Annotated in this window: 26 protein-coding genes and 1 tRNA gene; 7 read left to right on the top strand and 20 right to left on the bottom strand. The window is 42.1% G+C overall.

Annotation, left to right across the window (positions count from 1 at the left end):
- The first annotated feature begins 1 nt into the window (after position 1).
- Both H9659_RS15000 and H9659_RS14995 read left to right on the top strand, forming a co-directional pair.
- Positions 2-676, top strand: coding sequence for an ABC transporter ATP-binding protein (locus H9659_RS15000; RefSeq protein ID WP_191692103.1), 675 nt, complete (start codon positions 2-4; stop codon positions 674-676).
- A 141-nt stretch (positions 677-817) separates the two neighbouring features.
- Positions 818-3,058 carry a YhgE/Pip domain-containing protein gene (locus tag H9659_RS14995; RefSeq protein ID WP_191692101.1) on the top strand — a complete coding sequence of 747 codons (2,241 nt, stop codon included), beginning with the start codon at positions 818-820 and terminating at the stop codon, positions 3,056-3,058.
- A 63-nt stretch (positions 3,059-3,121) separates the two neighbouring features.
- Here H9659_RS14995 and H9659_RS14990 read toward each other — a convergent pair whose 3' ends face one another.
- The 4 genes from H9659_RS14990 to H9659_RS14975 form a co-directional block, all read right to left on the bottom strand.
- The gene (locus tag H9659_RS14990) at positions 3,122-3,547 is read right to left on the bottom strand and encodes a hypothetical protein (RefSeq protein ID WP_191692099.1); all 426 of its coding nucleotides are present in this window, start codon (positions 3,545-3,547) and stop codon (positions 3,122-3,124) included.
- A gap of 2 nt (positions 3,548-3,549) precedes the next feature.
- A complete protein-coding gene (locus H9659_RS14985; RefSeq protein WP_225217884.1) occupies positions 3,550-4,968 on the bottom strand; it encodes a cryptochrome/photolyase family protein in 1,419 nt (472 codons plus the stop codon).
- Between the two features lie 53 nt (positions 4,969-5,021).
- Positions 5,022-6,011, bottom strand: coding sequence for an EAL domain-containing protein (locus tag H9659_RS14980; protein WP_191692095.1), 990 nt, complete (start codon positions 6,009-6,011; stop codon positions 5,022-5,024).
- Positions 6,012-6,187: 176 nt separating this feature from the next.
- The gene (locus H9659_RS14975) at positions 6,188-7,720 is read right to left on the bottom strand and encodes an APC family permease (protein ID WP_191692093.1); all 1,533 of its coding nucleotides are present in this window, start codon (positions 7,718-7,720) and stop codon (positions 6,188-6,190) included.
- A 217-nt stretch (positions 7,721-7,937) separates the two neighbouring features.
- Here H9659_RS14975 and H9659_RS14970 point away from each other — a divergent pair, with 217 nt between their 5' ends.
- Together H9659_RS14970 and H9659_RS14965 are read left to right on the top strand one after the other, a co-directional pair.
- Positions 7,938-8,423, top strand: coding sequence for a general stress protein (locus tag H9659_RS14970; protein ID WP_191692092.1), 486 nt, complete (start codon positions 7,938-7,940; stop codon positions 8,421-8,423).
- A gap of 124 nt (positions 8,424-8,547) precedes the next feature.
- The gene (locus H9659_RS14965; RefSeq protein ID WP_172643578.1) at positions 8,548-8,724 is read left to right on the top strand and encodes a hypothetical protein; all 177 of its coding nucleotides are present in this window, start codon (positions 8,548-8,550) and stop codon (positions 8,722-8,724) included.
- Between the two features lie 90 nt (positions 8,725-8,814).
- On the opposite strand, the gene H9659_RS14960 is transcribed toward H9659_RS14965, so the two are convergent.
- The 4 genes from H9659_RS14960 to H9659_RS14945 form a co-directional block, all read right to left on the bottom strand.
- Positions 8,815-9,369 carry a DUF420 domain-containing protein gene (locus H9659_RS14960; protein ID WP_225217883.1) on the bottom strand — a complete coding sequence of 185 codons (555 nt, stop codon included), beginning with the start codon at positions 9,367-9,369 and terminating at the stop codon, positions 8,815-8,817.
- A 75-nt stretch (positions 9,370-9,444) separates the two neighbouring features.
- A complete protein-coding gene (locus H9659_RS14955; protein ID WP_318240743.1) occupies positions 9,445-10,191 on the bottom strand; it encodes an amino acid ABC transporter ATP-binding protein in 747 nt (248 codons plus the stop codon).
- A gap of 15 nt (positions 10,192-10,206) precedes the next feature.
- Positions 10,207-10,866 carry an amino acid ABC transporter permease gene (locus tag H9659_RS14950; protein WP_191692089.1) on the bottom strand — a complete coding sequence of 220 codons (660 nt, stop codon included), beginning with the start codon at positions 10,864-10,866 and terminating at the stop codon, positions 10,207-10,209.
- A 33-nt stretch (positions 10,867-10,899) separates the two neighbouring features.
- Positions 10,900-11,676, bottom strand: a complete 777-nt coding sequence (locus H9659_RS14945; RefSeq protein ID WP_191692130.1) for an amino acid ABC transporter substrate-binding protein — start codon at positions 11,674-11,676, stop codon at positions 10,900-10,902.
- Positions 11,677-11,846: 170 nt separating this feature from the next.
- On the opposite strand from H9659_RS14945, the gene H9659_RS14940 reads away from it, so the two are divergent.
- A complete protein-coding gene (locus H9659_RS14940) occupies positions 11,847-12,209 on the top strand; it encodes a DUF2500 domain-containing protein (RefSeq protein WP_191692087.1) in 363 nt (120 codons plus the stop codon).
- Between the two features lie 38 nt (positions 12,210-12,247).
- Here H9659_RS14940 and H9659_RS14935 read toward each other — a convergent pair whose 3' ends face one another.
- The 3 genes from H9659_RS14935 to H9659_RS14925 form a co-directional block, all read right to left on the bottom strand.
- Positions 12,248-13,432, bottom strand: coding sequence for an MFS transporter (locus tag H9659_RS14935; protein WP_191692085.1), 1,185 nt, complete (start codon positions 13,430-13,432; stop codon positions 12,248-12,250).
- A gap of 16 nt (positions 13,433-13,448) precedes the next feature.
- A complete protein-coding gene (locus tag H9659_RS14930; protein WP_191692083.1) occupies positions 13,449-13,868 on the bottom strand; it encodes a MarR family winged helix-turn-helix transcriptional regulator in 420 nt (139 codons plus the stop codon).
- 174 nt (positions 13,869-14,042) lie between these two features.
- Complete coding sequence (locus H9659_RS14925; RefSeq protein ID WP_191692080.1) at positions 14,043-14,804, bottom strand: glucose 1-dehydrogenase; 762 nt, start codon at positions 14,802-14,804, stop codon at positions 14,043-14,045.
- 154 nt (positions 14,805-14,958) lie between these two features.
- Here H9659_RS14925 and H9659_RS14920 point away from each other — a divergent pair.
- Positions 14,959-15,031: transfer RNA gene (locus H9659_RS14920), tRNA-Arg, on the top strand.
- 186 nt (positions 15,032-15,217) lie between these two features.
- Here H9659_RS14920 and H9659_RS14915 read toward each other — a convergent pair.
- The 4 genes from H9659_RS14915 to H9659_RS14900 all read right to left on the bottom strand — a co-directional run bounded on the left by H9659_RS14915 (position 15,218) and on the right by H9659_RS14900 (position 16,926).
- Complete coding sequence (locus H9659_RS14915) at positions 15,218-15,904, bottom strand: S-layer homology domain-containing protein (protein WP_191692079.1); 687 nt, start codon at positions 15,902-15,904, stop codon at positions 15,218-15,220.
- A 119-nt stretch (positions 15,905-16,023) separates the two neighbouring features.
- Positions 16,024-16,209: a hypothetical protein gene (locus tag H9659_RS14910; RefSeq protein WP_191692077.1), complete on the bottom strand. Its 186-nt coding sequence runs from the start codon at positions 16,207-16,209 to the stop codon at positions 16,024-16,026.
- Between the two features lie 94 nt (positions 16,210-16,303).
- Complete coding sequence (locus tag H9659_RS15740) at positions 16,304-16,561, bottom strand: YolD-like family protein (protein WP_191692075.1); 258 nt, start codon at positions 16,559-16,561, stop codon at positions 16,304-16,306.
- A 95-nt stretch (positions 16,562-16,656) separates the two neighbouring features.
- Positions 16,657-16,926 (bottom strand): YolD-like family protein, encoded by a 270-nt coding sequence (locus H9659_RS14900; RefSeq protein WP_191692073.1) that lies wholly within the window; start codon positions 16,924-16,926, stop codon positions 16,657-16,659.
- Between the two features lie 1,508 nt (positions 16,927-18,434).
- On the opposite strand from H9659_RS14900, the gene H9659_RS14895 reads away from it, so the two are divergent.
- Positions 18,435-18,599: an aspartyl-phosphate phosphatase Spo0E family protein gene (locus H9659_RS14895; protein WP_191692071.1), complete on the top strand. Its 165-nt coding sequence runs from the start codon at positions 18,435-18,437 to the stop codon at positions 18,597-18,599.
- 287 nt (positions 18,600-18,886) lie between these two features.
- Here the strand turns inward: H9659_RS14895 and H9659_RS14890 are convergent, their stop codons facing one another.
- The 5 genes from H9659_RS14890 to H9659_RS14870 form a co-directional block, all read right to left on the bottom strand.
- A complete protein-coding gene (locus tag H9659_RS14890; protein ID WP_191692069.1) occupies positions 18,887-19,753 on the bottom strand; it encodes a GNAT family N-acetyltransferase in 867 nt (288 codons plus the stop codon).
- A 217-nt stretch (positions 19,754-19,970) separates the two neighbouring features.
- Entirely contained in the window at positions 19,971-21,242 is a 1,272-nt protein-coding gene (locus tag H9659_RS14885; RefSeq protein WP_191692067.1) for a RidA family protein, read from the bottom strand.
- A gap of 326 nt (positions 21,243-21,568) precedes the next feature.
- Positions 21,569-21,820, bottom strand: a complete 252-nt coding sequence (locus H9659_RS14880; RefSeq protein WP_191692065.1) for a hypothetical protein — start codon at positions 21,818-21,820, stop codon at positions 21,569-21,571.
- A 243-nt stretch (positions 21,821-22,063) separates the two neighbouring features.
- Positions 22,064-22,633, bottom strand: a complete 570-nt coding sequence (locus tag H9659_RS14875; protein WP_191692063.1) for a dihydrofolate reductase family protein — start codon at positions 22,631-22,633, stop codon at positions 22,064-22,066.
- Between the two features lie 209 nt (positions 22,634-22,842).
- Positions 22,843-23,463, bottom strand: coding sequence for an FMN-binding negative transcriptional regulator (locus H9659_RS14870; RefSeq protein WP_191692061.1), 621 nt, complete (start codon positions 23,461-23,463; stop codon positions 22,843-22,845).
- Positions 23,464-23,544 lie beyond the last annotated feature (81 nt).

Here is a 23,544-nt window from a genome sequence, read left to right as displayed (position 1 = left end):
GATGGCGATTTTCACAATTGATGATGTCGAAAAAACATTCAAAACCGGTGACGTCAGTGAGAAGATTTTAAAAGGCGTCGATCTTGACTTGAACGAAGGTGAAATCACGGCACTTGTCGGTCCATCCGGATCCGGCAAGTCGACTATTTTGACGATTGCCGCTGGACTGCAGAAAGCATCCGGCGGGCAAGTACTTTTCGAAGGTAAAGATATGACGCAGATGAGCCAAGAAGAAATCCGCAGAATCCGTTCGAGTGAATTTGGATTTGTGTTCCAATCGTCTCACCTTGTTCCCTTTTTGACGGTTGAAGACCAATTGCTCCTCATGCTGGATGTAGCGGAAACGAAGTTGAACAAAAAACAGCAAAAGCAAGAAGTAGCTCAAGTATTGGAACTTGTAGGCATGGCACATCGGAAAGAAGCCTATCCTTCCTCCCTTTCTGGTGGTGAAAAACAACGTGTCGCCATTGCACGTGCGATCATCCATAAACCGAAAATGCTATTTGCGGATGAACCGACAGCGAGTCTCGACTCCAAACGTTCCAAAGAGGTAATGGAGATCATCCGAAACTTAACAAAAACGCTTAAAATCACAACACTTATGGTCACGCACGATGAAGAGATGCTTCCTTATGCAGACCGCATTGTCACGATGAAAGATGGCTTGATTGCCTAATTGAGTAAACCCCTTGTCCGTACGTTCAGGACAAGGGGTTTTTGGGTAGAATAGAAGTGAGAGCGTGAATCCGAAAAAACTACCTTCAATACGACTTTGATAGTATGGCTCCCAGTAGTTAACCGAATAGGAGGCAAACCAATGCACAATATTTTCACGATTTTCAAGAGGGATGTGCGTAACATCTCCACAAACTGGGTCGCTGCCGTGTTAATCGGCGGTCTGATTTTCCTGCCTTCTTTGTACGCATGGCTCAATATCTATGCTTCTTCAGATCCTTATGGCAGAACTGATAAATTGCCTGTTGCTGTTGTCAATGAAGATAAGGGAGCGGAGGTGCAGGAGAAGCATATAGACACAGGTGCGGAAATTGTATCCACGCTCAAGAAGAATCCATCCATGGAATGGCATTTTGTATCTAAAAAAGAAGCGATGGATGGAGTGGAGTATGGCGATTATTTCGCCGTCATGGTGTTACCGGAAAACTTATCGGAACAACTGGCATCTGTCGTCTCCGGAAATCCTCAAAAAGCAGAGATCGATTACTTTGTGAACGAAAAGCTAAACTCCATCGCACCGAAAATCACTGAAAAAGGTGCAACCGTGATTGTCGACAAAGTGAGCAGCCAATTCATTTCCACTGTGAACGGTGTCATCTTCGACATGCTCAACAAACTGGGACTCGAATTGGAACAAGATTTACCGGACGTTCAAAAATTCGAGAACTATGTGTTTGAAGCCGAGAAAAGTCTTCCCGAAATCTACGACCTTCTGAATCGGGGCTTAGTCGACGCAACAGATGCCCAAGCGATCATTCACCAAGCACAAGGCAAATTACCGGAAGCAAAACAGATCACAGATGACGGGCTCGGTCAGATCAATCGAACCATCGGATATTTGAACGATGCTGAACAGAAGTTAAATGAAATCTCCCCGAAAATCAAAGCGGATCTACAGAAAGTCAGTGATATTTCTAACAAAGCAAACGATTTTTTGAAACAGTTACAAGGTGTTGAGTTGGACTTTACAGAACTGGATAATGCGAAAAAATCTTTGGACGATCGGATGTCTGCAAGTATTGAACGGATTGATGGCGTCAAGCAAGATCTTGTTCGATTGCAGGAATTAGTGCAGCAGAACCCAGCACAGAATAAAAAACCTTCACCAGGTGTGGACGATGAACCGGATAGCGAACAACAACCGACTCCTTCCCTTCCCTCGCCCAACCTTTCTGGTAAGCTGGATGACGCGATTACAAAAACAGATGATCTGAAGAAGTTGTTACAAGAAGCGCAGACGAATGCAAGAACTGTCAATACTGTCGTTCATGGGAAAGCGGAAGAATTGGATCGGGCAGTCGATGATTTACAAAAAATTGCTGGGAATACGTCCGTTGAATTGGATGCTTTCATGAAAGAATATGTGAATACGATCGAACCGACTGTTAAAAAAGAAGTTGCAACAGCAAAAGGGACGCTTGGACAAGCTAAAGGACTTCTTACTGAAATTCAATCCACTCTTCCGAAAGTGCAAACGATTCTCGGAAACTCGGACAAGGAGTTAGCCGAAGGAAAAGAGACCATTCAAAAAGCTGTAACTGAGTATCCATACGTCTCTGAAAAAGTGAATCAGTTAGCGGAGAAAATTCGTAGTATTCAAGGTGAAACGGACATTAACCAAATCATTCAATTGCTGCAAAATGATCCGGATGCTGAAAAAACGTTCTTTGAAGAACCCATCCAATTGAAAGAGAATCGATTGTACTCCATTGAGAATTACGGAACTGGCATGACACCGTTCTATACAGTCCTCTCCCTATGGGTCGGTTGTCTCCTTCTAATTTCCTTACTTTCTACAGAGGTGCATGGAGACGAATTCACTACACGCCAAGTCTATTTCGGCAGGCTTCTGACTTTTGGATTGATTGGCTTACTGCAAATGCTCATTGTCGTTTTAGGAGACTTATTGCTGCTGGATGTTCATATCCGTGAACCGTTTTGGTTTGTCGTCTTTGGTGTGATCATTAGCTTGGTCTTCATGTCGATTGTCTACACGCTCGTTTCTGTATTTGGAGACGTCGGTAAGGCGATGGCGATTGTCATGCTTGTTTTGCAAATTGCAGGTTCTGGCGGAACGTATCCGGTTGTCCTACTGCCCGACTTCTTCGGAGCCATCAACCCGTTCCTGCCGTTTACGTATGCAATTGACATCATGCGTGAAGCGGTTGGCGGTATCGTTTGGGCACGAGTTGCAAAAGACTTGGCAGTGCTAGCAGGGTGTTCGCTTGCATTTATCCTGTTCGGTGCACTGCTTAAAGAGCGTATCAATAAAGGGACGAACCAACTCTTGAAAAAATCGAAAGAAGCTGGGATCTTCCATTAATTCAAAAAAGCACTTCAGTCCTGTCCATCTGACAGGTGAAGTGCTTTTTGTATGAACACATGTCTACTTTTCAAATCGGAAGAAGATGCCTAACACTGCACCAAAGATGGCATGGCCCAGTAACCAATATACAAACGATAGACCATCTGTAAGCTCAGGTGTACGATCGGATAATGCGGTAGTTGGAAATAGAGCGATTCCGATGATGATGCTCCCTACCGCACAAATCGTAATTGCTCGTTTTTTCCATGACGGCTTCAGCCTATACATCAGATGGAACCCGATTGCAACTGCAACCGAGACCACGAGGTGAAACACTACTTCCACCCATTCCGGAAATGCAATATCCCCTATTACAGGTATGTAATCAACATTGAGCAAAAATGTGTATACTTTCTCACCTGTCGAAGACTCAATCCATTTAAATAGAAACGTCAGAATGAGTCCTCCAATCAGACCGTAGCCTGCTGCCCGAAGAAATCCTTTCATGCTCATCCCTCTTTCTTTCCTTTTATGTGCGCATACGCATCGAGCGCACGTGCCCGAGCTGCTGTATGGTCAACAATTGGCAATGGATATGTCTCTCCTAGAACAACCCCTGCTTCGGTAAGTACATCTTCAGGCGCCATGTGCGGTTCATGAAGTGATGCACCTGGAAGTGCAGCTAATTCAGGCACCCATTTCCGAATATACGCTCCATTTTTATCGAATTTCTTACTCTGCGTCGTTGGATTGAATATCCTGAAATACGGAGCTGCATCAAACCCGGAACCTGCTATCCACTGCCAGCCTAGTGTGTTGTTTGCGACGTCATAGTCGACAAGCGTTTCGCGGAACCATACAGCCCCCATACGCCAATCAATCAGCAAGTGTTTGACAAGGAAGGACGCAACAACCATCCGAACACGGTTATGTATCGTACCTGTCTCCCATAATTCACGCATACCCGCATCGACTAGAGGATAGCCTGTCTTGCCCTTTTTCCACGCGGTTAACCCTGCCGGATCTTCAAGCCACGGGAAATGTAGAAACTCTGGACGCAACGGTCGCTCTGTAATATCAGGGAAATGGAATAGTTGGTAGTAAGAGAACTCCCGCCACGCGAGCTGTCTAAGAAAAGGCTCTGGTTGAGGAGCTATTCCTTCTTCTTGTGCGCGTTTTACGGCATGCCAAAGAGCTCGAATGCTCATATTACCCGATGCTAGAAACCCGGATAGCCTTGAAGTTCCGTTAATTGCAGGAAAGTCCCGCTTGGTGTCATATCCCTTGAGTCCTTTGTCCCGAAAGTTGGCCCATTGTTCAAAAGAAGCGGCTTCCCCTGGTATCCAAACTTTTTCAAAGGAGGTGTCCCAATCTATTGAATCGCGTAAACCGGATTGTTCCAAAGGAATTGTTCCAGGATACTCGTCAATCCAGCTTGCCAATGAAGCAGGCGCAGCAATCGGCCAAGGAATCGTTTGCTGTTGCAAAGATTTCCAAAAGGCGCCAAATACTTTATACGGATCACCGGCTCCTGTTTTTAAAAGGGTGGGATCCAGCAGCATATTCGGCGCAAACCGACGAACGTTCACTTCCGATAAAGATTCCGATTCAAGAAGAGCCATCTCTTCTCTTCGGGATACAGGATCCACTTGACCATTAAAGAAAACAGCATCGGCTTGTGTTTTCTTTGAAAGGACTGATAAGACTCGTGAGGGTTCCCCTTTTAAGATTGTCAACGTACTCCCTAACTTTAAGAGCTGTTGTTGAAGACTTTTAAGCGATTCGAATAACCACCAATCAGAAGCTGTCGGAGACGCATGGTTCGGAAGTATGAACACGGGAAGCACTTCACCACATTCAGACGCTTCTTTTAAAGCAGGGTGATCATGGAGGCGCAGATCATTTCTAAACCAGACAATCGTTTTCAAAAAATCCCTCCTAAAAAAGGACCGCACAAAAGGCGGTCCTTGAATTACTCCTATTATAGCGGGGATGGAGCAGGTTTTCCAAAAAAGTAACCTTGGAACAGCTGGTAGCCCCTCTCCTTCAACCATTTGAAGTCTTCTTCCTGTTCAATTCCTTCAGCAAGAGGAACCGAACCACTCTCTTTAGCTTTCGTCAAGAACATCTTTGCTTTCTCCTGCTTGTTGGGATCCAATGCTACACCATCTACGAATGAACGATCCAGCTTCATATAATGGGGCTGTAAATCAGACAACAACTCCACTGTACTATAGCCTTCCCCGACATCATCAAGTGCATAATGGAATCCTTTTTCGCGATAGTACCTTAATATTGTTTTCAAATGCTCGACATCCTCCACCTGATCGGTTTCGACAACTTCAAAAACGAGTTGGTAAGGATCTATATTGAACTGATTCGCAACCGCAACGGTCGATTGTAAACAAAATTCAGGCGAGTAAATGGAAGTAGGTACAAAGTTGATGAATGCTTTTTGATTGATAAGGGGTGCGGCGTGACGCACTGCAGTGATCCGACATAGCCGGTCAAGAGCATAAAGACGCCCGCGGGCTCTCGCCGCAGCAAATGCTTCATCGGGATAGATCATCTGTCCTTCCGGCGAATGGAAACGAGCCAATAGCTCGTATCCGTAGATGGAGCACTCTGTATCTACAATCGGCTGATAATAGGATATGACACGTTCTTGTTGGATGAGGTCATCGATCCATTGAGACGTAAGTAATTCCTCCACTTCTGAAAGAGGGCGCCAATGGTTTTCACCAGAGACCCGAAAGAATAATTCCCTTACGTCCAAGTAATCCCGGGCAAAATCCGTTAAATCACGGAGCCCACTTTCGGTCACGGTAATTACAGAGCTCTCTTCTCCGTCAAAAGCCTGTAGAACATGCAAACGTTCCATGTGCTCTGTTAGCATTTTAAGTTGTATTAGGTCTTCAATCTTAACTTCTATTTGTAAATCGGTAACTATACACGCAGTTCTGCAAGGCATTTCAAATCCTCCGTCCTATTTCACATTTGGAATACAAATAATTTATAATCAATTGTAATCGATTACTCCTAGTTATGGCAAGTATTAGACTACGAAATGCCTATTATAAATAGAAAATAACAGCATGCCCCAAGGTACTAAAAGGGGCATGCTATCAAACAAAAAGGTATGTCGAATTACGTAGGGAGACCTGTTCCCGGTGTTTCCGTAGTTTTTCGTTTAGGTCGTTCGGTTTCTACTTCCAATGTGGTATCCACTTCAGATTCAATTGTCTTCCCAAGCATGTAATATTCCGTCTCTTCTTGCGTTAGACTGTTATAGCGTTTTCGGATGACACTATAGAAAATACCACCTAGAACCCCCCAACAGATCAGGAGTACGTAAGAAGGTGTAGTCAGCGATGCTGGAGACATTGGAATGAGGAGTAATAGTAAGAACGCGGCACTCGCAATCATCCCGATTAAGGCTAATGCCTTTTTAACTGGAGCAATTTCACGATTGGCTTCTTCTGCTCCCCACGCCAATACTTTATAGGCAGCTAAACAAGTGAATAGATACGCTACAGATACTCCAGTAGAAGACATGTCAACAATCCAGGAAAGAGCTTGACGGCCGAACCAAGGAGTAGGAAGCGTAATAAGCGTAACAAACCATATGCCCCATACTGGAGTTTGACTCTTTTTAGAAATCGTTCTGAACATATCCGGTAGTGCCCGCGCCCGCGCCATTGAGAATAACAATCGGCTCGACGACATATAGAATCCGTTCAACCCTGTAAAGATCCCCATCATGATGGCAACCGCCATTACAATCAAACCACCGAATCCGAGTGCTGAATTGACAACTTCACCCGTTAACCACAGACTGCCGTCTCCGACATTCGTACCGGTTGGAAAAGTCCATGCTGTAAGTCCGATCATAACTGCATATATAAGAAACGATGTAAAAAGAGAGGCTACGATCAGCATCGTCGCTTTCCGAGGAGAGAAATTGAACTCTTCAGCTGCCTGTGGGACATTATCGAATCCTACGTACGCCCATGGGGCAATCGCTAAAATAACAAGAATCGATGTCAGTATGGTTTGGTTTCCGCTGAAAAGTGGTTTCATATTTTCAAAAGGAGACTCTGTAACTCCGAATGTAAAGGCACCGAGAAGAACAACTCCGGCAACTAGGAGAACACTAAAGTAAAATTGGATGCGTCCGGAAATGCTTGTCCCGGTAGAATTGATCAGTGCAAATAATAGTATGATAATGGAAGATATAATGACTTCCGGCAAATAGACATCCCATCCTGCAACGCTATAAAGATAGAATTGCTTCATGAATCCTGGTGCTAAAAACTTTAATAGTAATGAAAATGCTGAAGCATTCAGTGCGACAATCGATATGTATCCAAGTGATAAGAACCAGCCGCATATAAAGGCCCAAATTTTACCTGCACCGATGAAGGCATATGTGAACCCTCCTCCGGATACCGGGAATTTCTTTATCATAACCCCGTAGCTTGATGCGATCACCATCATCACAATTGCTCCGATTAGCAAACCGATTATGGCGCCTAATGGACCGGATTGTCCAATCCAATCACCTGGAAGGATGAAGGCTCCCCAACCGACGGATGACCCTAGCGCAATGGCAAAGACCCATGATGGTTTAAGCGTTTTTGTTAACTTTCTGCGTTGCTGATTCGTATCTGTGTGATCCATATGTAAGTTCCCCCTATAAAATCTTTCTATGATTTATTCCCTACTCGTCAGAACTAAAACCTATAAATCTTCAAAAAAATAAATTAGAAATTCCTACATCTATAAGTCCGGATGAGAAACTAAACTCGAAGAGCGAATAGGTTTCAGAAAGGCATGCACGGGTATTATCAGACTAGCAACGAATTCTATTCGTAAAAATTCCAGGAGGCGGTTCAACATGGTAAAACGACAAGTAGTAGGCTACTATGAGAGTGAAAATGATGCGATTCTTGCGATTGAAGACTTGAAACGACAAGGTTATTCATCAGACGAAATTTCAGTGATTAGTAAAGAGCGCGAACAGGTCGATACAGTAGTTGAAGAGACTGGAACACATGCAACAGATGGAGCAGCAACTGGAGCTGCAACGGGTGGAGTCTTAGGTGGACTTGGTGGTGTTCTTGCAGGTATCGGGGCTCTTGCAATTCCGGGTATTGGACCGATCATAGCTGCAGGACCGATTGTTGCAGGTATCACAGGTGCCGCTGCAGGTGCGGGTGTGGGCGGATTAGCCGGTGCTCTGATCGGTATGGGAATCCCTGAAGAGGAAGCCCGACAGTATAATTCGCGTTTCGACGAAGGTAAAATTCTAGTGCTCGTAGATGGGGATTACCCCCGACGTGGCGGCCAAGATCTAGATGAATACAACCGTACCCTTTTATAATCGGGTGCACTCTCCCCTTTTCCGTTTTACTAGGAAAAGGGGGTTTTTGTGGAGGCATCGAAAAATAGCGCGAGGCGTGTTATACTAAAGCAATGGCATGGAAAGAACGGAGGCGGAATGGAATATGCAATATAACCAGCAAAAGATGGCGCAGCTTGTGAAGAAGGAGCCTGAACTATCGACACGGTTGACTCAAATTATGAAAGAGCACGAATTGGAGCGGGCTTTCGCATTGAAGGCGTTGTATCACGCGGAAGTGAAAGATAGCGGTCGGTTTATGAAGCCGTATCAGGAGTTGTAAGACGAAAAAGCACGGACATCCCATTTCGATGGGGTGTCCGTGCTTTTATTTACTCTTTAGTGAAGACTAGTTTATGGCGTTCACCATTCATTAATAGTAAGGAGATATTAAGAGATAGACTAAGACGCCTGTAAAGCTGACATAGAGCCAGATAGGCATTGTGAAGCGGACGATTTTACGATGACGCTCGACTTCGCCGTTCCATGCACGTGCTACACTTGTTAACGCGAGTGGCACGATTGCTGCCGCTAATAGAATGTGTGTAATTAGTATGAAATAGTAGAATCCAGCTAAGAATCCGCTGCCGCCGAACGGTGTTGATTCTGCTAAGAAGTGATACATCACATATGTGATCAGGAAGAAGAATGTCGTTACAAATGCAGCGTAAATGAACCGCTTATGTACCGTAATGTTGCGTTTTTTAATGGCGATCAATGCCCCTACCAGAAACAGGAACGTAAAGGTGTTGAAAATCGCATTGAGCATGGGGAGAATTGTAATATCAAATGCATCAAAGTTTTCAACTCCAGGAATTCCAGAAAGTATTCCGATTGCACCGATTAGAATGATCGAAATAATGATAATGAACGGCTTATAATTCCGTTTTTTTATAGGCGTTTCAATTGTAGAAGACGCGTTTTTCAACGTTATCACTCCATTGCTAGCAAATTGTTGTACCCTTCCAGTTTACCACACGAGGAAAAGTCCAGCCACTTCGCATTAGCCTAACGTACGCGCTAAAAATGCTTTTGTGCGATCATGTGTCGGATTTGTTAACATCTCGACGGGTACGCCTTCTTCAACAATTTGTCCATCTGCCATGAACAACGCTTTGGTTGCGACATCTTTAGCGAACGACATTTCGTGCGTGACGACAATCATCGTCATGTTCTCTTCTGCTAATTTCTTCATCACTTCTAGTACTTCCCCTGTCAATTCGGGATCGAGTGCAGAAGTCGGTTCATCGAACAAAAGAATTTCAGGTTCCATCATAAGCGCACGTGCAATTGCCACGCGTTGCTTCTGACCACCCGATAGATTGGCAGGATATGCGTCGATTTTATCAGCAAGACCGACTTTCGCCAACAATTCGGAAATCCGTCCCGCGAGTTTCTCCTTCGGCTCTCCCTTAACAAGTTTCGGGGCAAGTGCCAAGTTCTGTTTCACGGTCAAGTGAGGAAATAAGTTAAAGTGCTGAAAAACCATCCCGATCCGTCTGCCGATTTTCCGGATTTCCGGATTGCTCGCGTATACGCCGTCTGCTACCAATGCTTCCCCGTCAATTCGGATGGTCCCCCCTTCAATTTCTTCAAGGTGTGCGAGGCTTCGAAGCATTGTACTTTTGCCTGAACCAGAGGGTCCAATGACCGCTACCACTTCGTTTTTCTCCACTTGGAATGTGATTTTCTTCAGGACTTCAATATCTCCAAATGATTTTTTCATATCGACTACGTCAATCAATGCCATTGTTTTTCACCTTCCTCATACATAATGGAATCGTCGTTCCAGCCACTTGAACACGAGTGTTAACACCGCTGTAATCATCAGATAGATGGCACCTGCCATGACGAACGGAACGATCGTGAAGTCTCGGTTGACTGCCGTCTGTGCAAAGTGCAGCAATTCCGGAACAGCAACTGCATACAACAATGCTGTATCTTTCACGAGTGTCACCGATTCGTTCGCAAGAGCCGGAAGCGCTATCCGAATCATTTGTGGAATGACAATCCGTGTCGTTGTCTGCCATTTGTTCAATCCGAGTACTTGTGCTGCTTCATATTGCCCTTTGTCGATGGATAACAATCCACCTCGGAAGATTTCTGCGAAGTACGCAGCATAGTTCAGGATGAAAGCAAGCGCTGCGGCTGCAAAGCGATCCATGACTAGAAACTCTCCGATAACCGGGATGAGTGGCAATCCGAATACAAAGAATAATAATTGCAGTAAGAGTGGCGTTCCACGCATGAGGTAGATATACGTATTCGCTAACCACGACAGCGGTTTGAAATTGCTGTTGACGGCAAGTGTCAGCAAGAATCCGAGCGGAATCGAAGCAACGATTGCTATGACGAATAGAAGGATCGTTGCTTTCGCCCCTTCGAGCATTGGTGCTAAAATCGATAACAAATAATCTGGTGACATAGGTATCCCTCCAACTTAACTAGAAACCGTGACTTACTTCAATACTTTGTTTTCTCCAAACCACGTTTCGGAAATTTGTGCAGCTGTTCCATCTTCATTCATCGTATCTAATGCATCTTGCAGTTTGTTCAATAAATCCTCATTTCCCTTTTTCACACCGACGCCGTATTCTTCAGGTGCAAGCGTTTCGTCGAGTACTTTAAACGTACCTTCTTCTTTAGACATGTAATAGTCGATGACGACTTCATCGATAATGACGGCTTCAACACGTTTACTCTTCAGATCGGAAAGTGCTAAAACGTTATCCGCGAATTCGGTCTTGTTCTTCACTTTATCCGCAATCGGATTGGCCTCAAGTGCATCTGCAGCTGAAGACAGTGCTTGAAGACCGACTATTTTCCCTTCAAGATCTCCAAGTGACTGAATATCGGAATCCTTCAAAACGGCCACTACTTGAGCGTTACTTAAGTAAGGTTTTGTAAAGAGCACTTTCTTCTTGCGATCGTCTGTAATCGTATACCCGTTCCAGATCAAATCGATGCGTCCGCTCGCCAATTCCGTTTCTTTCGCTTTCCAATCGATTGGCTGGAATTTCGCTTTCATACCCATGTGTTTTGCAGCTGCTTTCGCATAGTCGATGTCAAATCCAGTAAGCTCATTCGCTTCGTCACGGAACCCCATCGGAGCGAACTTATCATCGACTCCGATGACCAATTCTTTTTCACCGTTTGCTGCTTCTTTGGAATTCCCACAACCTGCTAATAGTGCAATGACCCCGAGACCAGCTAACGCAACCTTCATCTTTTTCATCTTCATATTATTTTCCTCCACTTCATCGCTTTAGTCTGTTAAAGTAATGTTAGAATATCATACAATTTAAAGAATGCAAAGCATTATCTATTAAAAAATTGATCTTTTTTTTTGAAACCGTTTCCACTGGAGTTCGTATATACTTGAAGAAACAGGAAGGTGGTTTTAACATGGATCCTTATGGAGATTCTTTCTTTAACGTTTTCCCTATTATTTTTGGAGTGTTCTTTTGCATTGTAGTCGGAATCATACTCTTCGTCTTCATTAAAGGAGCAGCTGAATGGAGCAAAAACAACAACTCGCCTAAAATCACAGTGGCTGCCCATGTGAAAACGAAACGTACAAACACTTCGGGTGGTTCCGGGGATATGTCCGCAAGCACTTCCTATTATGTAACATTTGAATATGAAAGCGGCGATCGTCAGGAGTTCAAGACAACCGGCGAACAATACGGGATGCTAGCTGAAGGTGATCTTGGCAAGCTTAGCTTTCAAGGAACTCGTTTTCTTGAGTTTGAACGGGTTTCCAGTTAAAAAACGGCTCTCCATCTACTGGAGAACCGTTTTTTCAATCATTGAAGAACAGGCTGCTTTTTGCGGGCGATCAGTAAGTACAGAAGAAGTGCCACGACGATTAGTCCTGAAAGAATCATATATAAATCTCGGTAGCCATAAGCGGTTGCTACATTCCCTAAGAAATACGGACCGAAGCCGAAACCGAAATCCAGGAAGATATAGAATGTAGACGTTGCGATTCCAATCCGTTTAATCGGTACACCAATCAGAGCGATGGCTTGCGCACACGATTGGAAGTTCCCGAAACCAAGTCCTATAATAGCCCCAGCAACAAGCAATATCACTCCAGTATGTGTTTGACTGAGGAGTAATAAACCACAAGCAAATAAGATTAATGAAGGAACCACGACAAAAGTGCCGCCTTTACGATCAAGTAACTTCCCGGAGAATGGACGTGAAACTAAGATTGCGATTGCGTAGACCAGGAAAAAGAAACTCGCAGCGTCGACAACTTTCGCTTCTTTTGCGTAAAACGACAGGAACGACAAGACGCCTGAGTAACCGATCCCTGCTAATAACGTAATCACTGCAATCGGTATCGCAGATTTTTCGATGTAATTCGCAATGCCTTTTGGTGCATCCTTTCGTTCGACAACTTTTTGCGGTGCTTCCTCAGGACGTTTATCGACAAAGAAGAACATCAAAAAACCAATCATCCCAAGTGCTAAACTAAATATGAATATCCAATTGAATTCGACATGCTGGCTTAAGTAAATACCGAAAAACGGCCCGATTGCCGTCGCAAGAACGCTACTCAAACTGAAGTATCCAATCCCTTCACCGCGACGAGAAGGGGGAATGATTTGCGCTACCATCGTCCCGGTTGCTGTCGAAGCGACGCCCAGTCCAATTCCATGTACGAAACGTACGAGTAGAAGAACTGGCAGCGAGTGTGCAGTGAAATACAGTGCAATGGCCAAGACTGAAATAACCATACCAATCAATAAAATACGTCGGCTCCCCATACTCTCAATAACGCGGCCTGTTGCAATTCGCGCAGATAATGTCCCGATGATGAATATTCCGGAAACAAGACCTGCCATGCTCGCGGATGCTCCATATTCATCAACGGCAAATGGCGCAATCGTTACGATGAGCATGTACATAACTATCATAATAAAGAAATTGATGATTGAAATAAAAATAAAGTCCTTTGTCCATAAGTTTTGTTTGTCTTCCATATAGTGACCCTCTCCATTAGTGAATAAGATTTTCGTATGCCTGATCGAATAGCTGTTTCGCAGCCAAAATGTCCTTATCAGGAATACCAGCTAAAATACGTTCATAAAACGGAAGCAGTTCCGCTTGTATCACCGCAGTGATACGCTCCCCTTCCTCCGACAGCTTCAGCAACTTCTCACGCTTATCTTGTCCTTGCGTCACATCAAGATAACCGATTTCATGAAGTCGTTTCACCACCTTTGTAACAGACGGTTTTTCAATCATTTGTTCGTCGGCAATTTCCGCAGAAGTCATCTCTCCTTCTCTTGAGAGCAAGCTCAGAATTGTCCATTGTGCGTTGTACAAATCATAATGCAACAGCAGCCGATTGAGCTGATTCACTAAAGGACGATACAATTTGACATAACTTCTGATGAATTGATGTTCCAAATGCATGTTCTCGCCTCACTTCGTTAATAAAATGATTAGTTAGCCTATCTAACTATAATAGTATACGCTTGGAGATTCCATTTGTAAACACTAGAGTTTCGAATGCATTCAAAGAGATTTCCACATGAAAAATCGACTCCCCATATATAAGGAAGTCGATTTTTCTCTGCTATTCCTAACTTAGTAAGCCGACCAGCCGTTATCAGCTTGCATGATAACACCGTTTACATAAGAAGATTCGTCTGACGCTAAGAACAACGCAATATTTGCGATTTCTTCTTTTGTCCCTGGGCGGCTCAACTGGCTGACGCCTTTCATCGCTTGTTCCATACCATGCTTGTCCGGTTGTACTAGGTTGTTCGTAATGTTGGTGGGTACTTGTGCCGGCGCGATTGCATTACAACGAATGTTCAAGTGTGCATAATGGGAAGCCACGTTTTTTGTCATCCCAGCAACTGCGTGCTTAGAAGCTGTGTAAGCGAGTCCGCCCCGTCCGCCAGTCACTGCAGAAATGGATGCCATATTGACAATGACACCCGATTTCTTTTGTTCGAAGATGGAAAGTGCCTTACGTGTCGCACGCATGACTCCCGTTGTATTGATCGCCAATACTTTGTCCCATACGTCGTCTGTAATCGTTGCAGCCGAATACATGTTGTCCATAATTCCTGCATTGTTCACAAGGATATCGAGGGTACCGAACGTTTCGACAGCAGTATCAATCATGCGTCGCACGTCTTCTTCAGCAGTAACATTCGTTTTTACCGCAAGCGCTTCTCCACCAGCCGCTTTAATCGTCTGAACGGTTTCTTCTGCCCCATCCATATTCATGTCCGCAATGACAATTTTTGCACCTTCACGTGCATACAGTTCTGCGATTTCTCGACCGAGTCCTGAACCCGCACCGGTTACCACTGCTACTTTGTTTTCTAATCGTTTCAACTAAATCGCCTCCATTAATTATATTCATATCTACCATTCTCAGTATACGCTTTAATGCTTAACTATTAAAATAATTGAATTTACCAGAGGAGCAAATTGATTAGTTGCTGATATGGGAATTTTGCCGTATACTGATAAAGTTAATTAACAAAAGGTCTCAGTAGCTCAGGGGATAGAGCAACAGCCTCCTAAGCTGTGGGTCGCAGGTTCGATTCCTGCCTGGGACGTATTGAAACCCTCGTAAACTCAACGGTTATGAGGGTTTTTGTTTTTCTGTTATCGTGAAAATTAGTAATTGGGGTCGGATTTATTTTTCTCTCGTTTTTGAACATAAAAAGAGGAGGCATCTGCCCCTCTTTTTATTTATTCTTATCTAACAGCTTTTGAAGTAGCTCTTCAGCTTTTTCTTTTGCTTATTTTGTTTCTTCCTGTAGAACAGTTACTTTTTCTATTTTTTCGGTATTATCTTGCCACGATAATTCTAGAATGTCGGGCTTTGGCTTGAATTTATCGTCCAAAGTCCTAGCCATGAATGCGCTGAATTGGCCACGAGTGACTGCTGTATCTGGCCTGTAAGTGCCGTCAGCAAAACCAGAAGTGATATTTTCTCCTACTAACTTTTGGACGTATTGGTAAGATGCCATGTGCGGCAATACGTCCTTGAATGTTTCTGTTGATGATTTTTCAAATTTGAAAGCACGAGTCAAAAAAATTGCCAACTCCGCACGGCTGACTGCACTGTCTGGCCGAAATTCACCAGTCGGATATCCGCTGATAATACCTGCGTCTACTGCCGACTGGATATAACCAGCTGCTGCACTCTTTGGACTAACATCAGGGAACTTTGTTTTCCGCTGCGTCCCATCCAGATTTAGGGCACGGCCAATCATAATAACTGTTGCTGCTCGGGTGACAGGTTTTTCAGGTTGGAACCTGCCATCCGGATATCCAGTAATAACTCCCTCGTTGGATAAATAGTTGATCTCATTAAAGAAACGGTAAGACTTCGGCGTATCCTTGAAGGTCGCTGCGCTGACTTCGCTTGTCACACCTGCAAAGACCAGCAGGAAGACCAATAAGAATGGAAATACTCTTTTCATTTACCTCTCTCCTTCTCTCTATGTTCTCTACAATACTATCCAATAAATTGGTAGATGTCTATGAGACTTGATGTTTAGGTTTAAAAAAGAAGACTGTTGCCCTCTCTCTTACTTCGCTATCAATTCACCAATTTTACCTTTACCGTTTTCAACTTCTTCCATTTTTTCACTTGCAGCAAACTGATGCCGTACTGTTCTTTCGTCATAACCATTGCGGCACCGTTAAGATGTACAGGTTCGATTTCTAATGGATTATCAATTGTTTCCAACTGAAAGTCTTGTCCGATCTTTAATAGAACATACACTGAATACTTCTTTATTATTTTACTCCCTTACTAACTTGAAATACGACAAGAGTAATGGATATCCTTCTTATTTTTCTAAATATTCCTCATTATTTTAATAACCTACTTGCACACTCACAATATCCTTAAATTTAAGTCTCTCCAAATCAAATGGAACATGCAGCATGATGCATCTATTATGTAATTCGATGGATTCAATCGTGCCAAAGTAGCTTTTAATCTTTTCATCATCCCAAACCTTAATCGGTATCTGGCATTTTATCATCAGTCCTCGCTCGAGTTCTTCTTGGATATTTTCTCGGTCCCATTCAGAATGCTCTGGACGTATCACAAAATCATCATCACCTGCCATTCTCGCAGTAAAGAGCTATGTTCTGAAAGCATCATGGACGTCCATTTAATCTTCCCCCTGTCTCGATTGTGTTCAATCATCTAATCAGCCCCATCTTATTCAATGCCAACGATATCGTTCATGTTGATTTTCACGTCCTCATATCCGACTCTCAGTGATAACACTCCTGTCTGCCCATCCGCGCTCGAAATCACTCCAACAAACCTTTCATGCTGTTTGCGGTGGAAAATCGTGATTTCCACCTCAGACTCAAATTCTTGTGCATCCTTGAGCTTTTCTCCTATTTCTTGATAGTCGTACTCAGTTAGTTGCGGTCTAGCACTAGCGGCCTTCTTAGCTTTCGCTGGCTTCGGAATTGCTGTCATTCAATCCACCCTCTCTATTTGTTTAAGTAAATACACAATAATTCCTCGGAACGGTTGCGAAGGCGAAAATTCATATATCTCCGATTATATGGTTCCGCGCCGATAATAAAATGATATTCCGTGAAATCACTATCGTTCCCTTCATCAACCATCTTTATTCTGTGCTGATTAATAAATAGATGGGTTAAGGTTAGATCACGATGCTCGTTTTCAATCGCCTTATTTATTACGGCTAAATTGGCATTCCTGTCTAAGATGGTTAGGGACATTGGCAAATAAATCATGTTCTCTAACTGATCGATTGCCTCGCTGGTCAATAAACTTGTGCCCGCCGGCATTAGATCACTGCCCTTTCACGCTCGATGATAGGGACGAGTGCAAGTACATTGTCGATAGCAAAAGTTCGTTTAGATTTACGCATATGACAGTACGCTCGAAAAGATTTATCACCCATCTGCAGTACATTTACTCTCCGTTTAGTTATGCTGCCGTCTTTTGCCAAGTACATCATATCTAACATTTCACCATATCTTACTGATCTACCCAATGTTTTGCGCACACTCGTTCCCCTCCTTAATTATATATTAGCGAATGAATGTTCGTATGTAAAGTAGGATGAAAAGGAAATTGTTTACTTTCTTTCCTTTTGGTCGAGCTTGGATTCACCTAGCAGATGACTCCTTATTGTACAAAAAAACCCCATCCAATTAAAGATAGGGGTCAAATGTACAAAAATCACTAACGAACCTCTTGAATACTACCAATACACTGCTGTTTTATCTACAATTAATGCCTTCATTAAGAAATCCTTACCAAAAATTCAATCCATAAAAAAATCCTGCCCAATGAAGGACAGGATTTTTGCACCTTTAGTCACTGGAAGACTAAAAGTTATTATGAAAAAAGAGGTAACCTTGATATAAGTCTTATACTAACATTTACTGTTTTTTTCGTCAAATCAACTACATTAATTTATTCATTTTTTACGCGCTACATAACTAATTAGCAAGTCGGTGGCGTGTCCGCTGGTCGTTATCTCAACTTTATAAGAGTGTTAACGCTAAACACCTTATCGTCATAAGCACGTTGTAAAAGTTTTTTCATATCTTCTTTTCGTGTGTTGGGCAGTAACCGGGCTATTACCTCATCCTTATAGCGTTTTGTGCACAATTTACATTTTTACAAGTGAAATTAAAAAGAGGAGGCATCTGCCTCTCTTTATTGTATCTTAATTCTGGTAATAATTAATGTGATAAAGCCATGATATTGTAAGGTTAAAAGTAGAATTAACGAATCTGTAAGTTGTGCAAATTAGTATTATCTAGTGTTTTGATTGAATATTTAGGTTTCATTCACACTATCGTCATAATTCCACAGTAATTTGGAATTCGCACATAATACGACATACTTTTCATACTTGTTTTTATAAGATGGACAAGTTGCTTCTACTACTTAGATGAAAGTTGCTCCAAGATTTGAAGCGTAACCAATATTGCGGAGGCGTAGAGATGATTAATGCGGTGAAAAAGAATTTATTATTGTTACGAATTAAAGTTAAAAGAATGGGAATGTATAAGAAAGCGCAACTCTTCGGATTTACACATCCGAGCGTTGTAGAATGCAGTCAAGAACTGGATACTTTATTGAACAAAGCGCAGCGAATTTGTTCATAACTATAGAAATTGAAACAATAGGTTTAATATACAAATCCAGTTTTCCAGAACCAACTTTTCGTATCCTCTTTAACTTTAAGTGTGTTATCAATTCATGATACATCCGTAACATTGTCAATTTTGGTTTAAAGCCATTTGTTGTCTGGCGGCGAACTCTTCAGCGGGACTCTAATTAAACTGAATCTCCACATGCGAAATAATGAGGTATGCGTGTAATTCAATGTCTTAACTGAACGGTTATAACCAGCAAAAGAGGGGCATCTGTCCCCCTTTTTTGCTTCACTTTTCTACATCCATTTTGTCATGAAAACCTGTGAAACAGAAGTGTTATCAAAACCACTTGCCTGTAAAGATGACACTGCACGACCATTCCCTTTTAAGAAGTTATAAGTTGACCGCTCTATGTCTTGATCATATTCTAATGCGTGAGCAAGCAATTTGTTTAAAGCTTCTTCATTTCCATTTTCCTTCACTTGAAATAAGGTGATGTTTTCTGCCTTATTGCCATACACACATTTTTTTCGAATAAGACAAGCCGCCTGTATTTCTTTATTTTTTGAAATCATTACGGCTTCTCCCCCTATTTTTGGCGAGTTACTCGCATCCGTTTGCCAAGGGACAATATGTGGAAATAACTCTGTTCCAATAGATTGGATCGCAGGAATTCTGATAAGTTCATAAGTGTCAAGATCGGGTAACTTACTTTCTAAAATTCCATCTGCACATAAAAAGAGCAACTCGTCTTCTACTTGATAACCACAATTTTTATATAACGATATAGCTGCCTTATTTTCAGAAAGCGATTCTAATGTTGCTAAAGAAACATTCAGTTCCATTAAGAGCTTTTCCGATTCCCCTATCAAAGAATAACCTAATTTTCTCCCCCTATATTTAGGAATAATGCCTGTTCCGCCATTCCACGAAATCTTTTGCCCCCCTGCCTCCCTCAATCCTTGGAGCACAAAGCCAACCGGTTCCGTTCCATCAAATGCAACGATGGAAATTGATGGAGATAATCCATCGTTACTGAAACGACTCATGAATGTGTCAAAAGACAAATTCATCGGCACTAAATAACCTTCAAATCCTCGGTTAAATAAGACATGCGCGTCTTCAAAGCTTAATGAAGACATCAATTTATACGAAATGTTCATGGGTTTTCCTCACTTTTTAAAGAAGTTACTTGAAGTATATAAGCCAAGTATGAAACTCTTCTGCATAGCTGGTACCTTTCCCTTTTTTCCGGTATAAAAAAGGATGTCTCAATTTTCATTTGAGACACCCTCTTTTTGTGTATAGGACCAGCAATTTTGTATTCGCCATTCGCATTACAAAACGCATTTGTTGTTATCTTATTACAATGAACTCCTATTATGCTTTTGGAGGTGTTCCTTCAGCATTTCCTACAACTGCATCTATTTGGATTAACGCATCATTAGGTAAAGCTGACACGCCAACAGTTCTTCGTGCAGGAACACCGCCTGGGAAGAATGTTTTATATGCTTCGTCCACCGCATCCATGTCTTCGATATTTTTAATGAATAGATTCACTTTAACGATATCGTCCAAAACGTGATCGATACTTTCCACGATTGCCTTAATGTTATTCAAGCACTGTTCAGTCTGTTCTTTCACACCACCTGCCACCAATTCACCTGTTTTTGGATCCAACGGCAATTGAGCGGAAAGGTGATTGTAATGTGAGAATGCTACAGTTTGTGTAGAAAGGGAACTTTTTGGAGCGTTTTCTGTGTTGTTTGCCCAAATAACGATACCATGTCTGTCTTCAATAGCTTGTGGAGGTGTACCATCTCCGTGTGAAACCACTGCTTCGATTTGTACCAAAGCTCCCATCGGCAAAGCTGAAGCTTCAACAATCGTACGGGCAGGTACATAGGCTACGGCTCTCGCGATTGCGGAGTCCGGGAAGAATGTGGAATACACTTCGTTCACTGCTTCCGTATCCGATAGGTCTTTAAGGAAGACATTCACTTTCACAATATCGTCAAAAGGAACGTCAATACTTTCTAAAATCGCCTTGATATTCTTCAAGCTCTGAGCCGTCTGCTCCTTAACACCGCCAGTAACCAATCTTCCAGTTTTCGGATCGATCGGCAATTGAGCGGAAAGATTATTGTAATGAGAGAAAGATACGGTTTGTGTAGACAGAGGACTTGTTGGTGCATTTAAAGTGTTATTAGTAAGCTTAATAAGGTCGCCTGCTTGTGGTGCGTTTGGAATTGTCCCTTCCCCGTGTGCAACAAGTGCTTCAATTTGCACCATTGCATCCATAGGCAAGGCTGCAACTGCAACGGTTGTCCGTGAAGGAACATAGGTAGGGAAGAATGTTTTATATACTTCGTCTACAGCGTCAACATCTTGGATGTCTTTAACGAACACAGTGATTCTAACAATATCGCTCATCACGTGATTGATGCTGTTTACAATCGCTTCGATATTTTTAAAACACTGTTCTGCCTGCTCTTTAATACCCCCAGCTACCAATTTACCGGTTGTAGGTTCGATCGGTAATTGAGCGGAAAGATTATTGTAATGGGAAAACGCAACTGTTTGAGAATATAGACCGTTTCCGTTTGGTGCGTTTTCCGTATTTTTTGCTGATACTGCGTTAAAGTTAGTCATGAAAGTATTCCCCTTTTTGATGATTATTTATATACATATGTACTAGCCCACGTTTCGCAGCGTTATCCGTGCTAAACGATGGTACGTGATTGCCAAGACAACGGTTTAGGATTCGTGTTCATAGGAATCCACACCAGTCTCAAAATCAGTATATAAAATCACCTTACCATGGATATTCAAATAATCTATATGTTTAACGAAATTGCAATACTCTCGAAACCGATTTTAATGTTTTTCAATACCTATCTCGAAATTCTACTACTAACGTGCACCCTATTTTTTTACATAGAAAAAGAACGTCCGAAAAGACGTTCCCAGTTACCATCTTATTTGACCTGCTTATTCTTAATGGAATCCAAGCCTTTTGGAGTGATGGACAAAACCAGATTATCCGATCCTTCCCCATTGTCCACGGCATATCCGTTTTCAATAAGAGAATCGATTGCTAATTTGCTCGTAATATCCGCATCCAGCATAGTCTTGGGCAGCGTGTAACTTCCTCCATTATAAGCGAAGTGATAGTCATACAGGCTTTGCAAAAGTACATCCGACATTTTAGTTACGTCTTCATTTGTCATGGGTAATCCCTCCTTCTTTCTATCTTACAATAAACCAGAGTGGAATCCTTCATTTGTGTACTTTTAGGTTTGGGAATAACAATGAATCCTCCACGTAGTTAAGTGGAATATAATTTTTCTGAATATGAACTAAACACGATTGTTTAAATTAATATGAGAATTTGAAGCACAGGTTCCTATTCCTACCTAACGCTCCGTTTGTTTTGGTAATGAGATCTATAGTCTAGTATTACCGGATGATATTTAATTTCCGTCTGACTGGTAAATTAGTTGAACAACACCGGAGGAAAAAGTTCTTGTATTCATCAATTTTAAATTCAGCCTTTGTTTTATATCAACAAATAACGGTCTTCCCTCTCCTAATACTAGAGGATGTACAGATAATCTGAATTCGTCAACAAGTCCTAATTCCAGAAAAGTCGTGATGAGATTTGCTCCCCCGTATAACCATATGTCTTTACCTGGAGTATTCTTTAATTTATTTACTTCGTCAGAAATATTTTCATTCACAAATATCGCTGTATTCCCTGAATTTTTTTGTGTTTTGGAAAACACAACTTTTTCCTTGCAGTGAACCAACTCCCACATTTCTTTTTCGTCATCAGGAGCCTCCATAGGTGGACTGTATTGTCCCCATAAATCGTAGCTTTTTCTTCCATACAAAATGGTATCGATTTGAGTTAGAAAATTAGTGAAGTCCATTTCGGGATCCATTATGCACCAATCGATTTCACCATTTTTCCCTTCGATAAAACCATCTAGAGTAATAGCCAAATCTAAAATCACTTTTCGAGTGCCTGCTTTATTAGACATTATTTTCTCCTTTAGTTGTTCAATAATTCGGTCCGATTTTGGAACGAAATCTCTTTATTCCACCGTACTGTATTCACTCAATTGGGAGTTATTGAAACCACCTCATATAAGCTGATCGTACGACATGTTAGAGTCGTTATGCGCAGAACAGAGGTATATTTCTTTTATAACTAACACCTGTTTTTATTCAACATTCTTAAAGCATACCATTATCTAAATGACTGTCTATTTCTCATCACTTCTGCAATTTGATGAGAGTTAACATCTTTTTCTTCCCTCAGCTTATCTATAATATTTCTGTAGTCCACTTCATTGCGGTTTTGGCTTAATTTATATGCTGCTTGAATTTCTTGTATTTTAATCTTGAATCCTACAATACCTTTAAGCTCTTTTTCTAATAGTTTAGGCGAAAGTTTATCCCATAGAACTGAATCTTCACGCTGTTTTTCGTACTTTTGCAGCAACATGGTCAGGTCCTGTTTTAACTCATCTTCGTTCAAAATGCTAGCTACACCATACACATGTACAGCTTGATAATTCCATGTCGGAACATTTTCTTCTTGATACCAGGAAGGTGAAATATAAGCGTGAGGTCCTTGGAACATAACCAATACATCTTTACAGGCTTCAAATGTTCTCCATTGAGAGTTCCCATATGCCATATGTCCTGTTATGTAGTAGGTGTCTCCTTCTGTAATTACCTGCAATGGCAAATGAGTGGCGATTGGTTTCCCTTGCTCTGTTGTTACAATCGTGACAAAAGAGTTATCTTGAACAAAATCCAAAATTTCATCAAAATTTTCGACTTTAAAATACTTTGGTATATACATAGTAATGGCTTGTCAACATTAAATCGGACAATTTTTATAAGGTCTCTAATCGGTACTCAATTGGCGTTAGATAATCTAGCG

The sequence above is a fragment of the Sporosarcina gallistercoris genome (assembly GCF_014836415.1).
Classification (GTDB): domain Bacteria; phylum Bacillota; class Bacilli; order Bacillales_A; family Planococcaceae; genus Sporosarcina; species Sporosarcina gallistercoris.
This window is presented reverse-complemented; position numbering and strand designations above follow the sequence as displayed.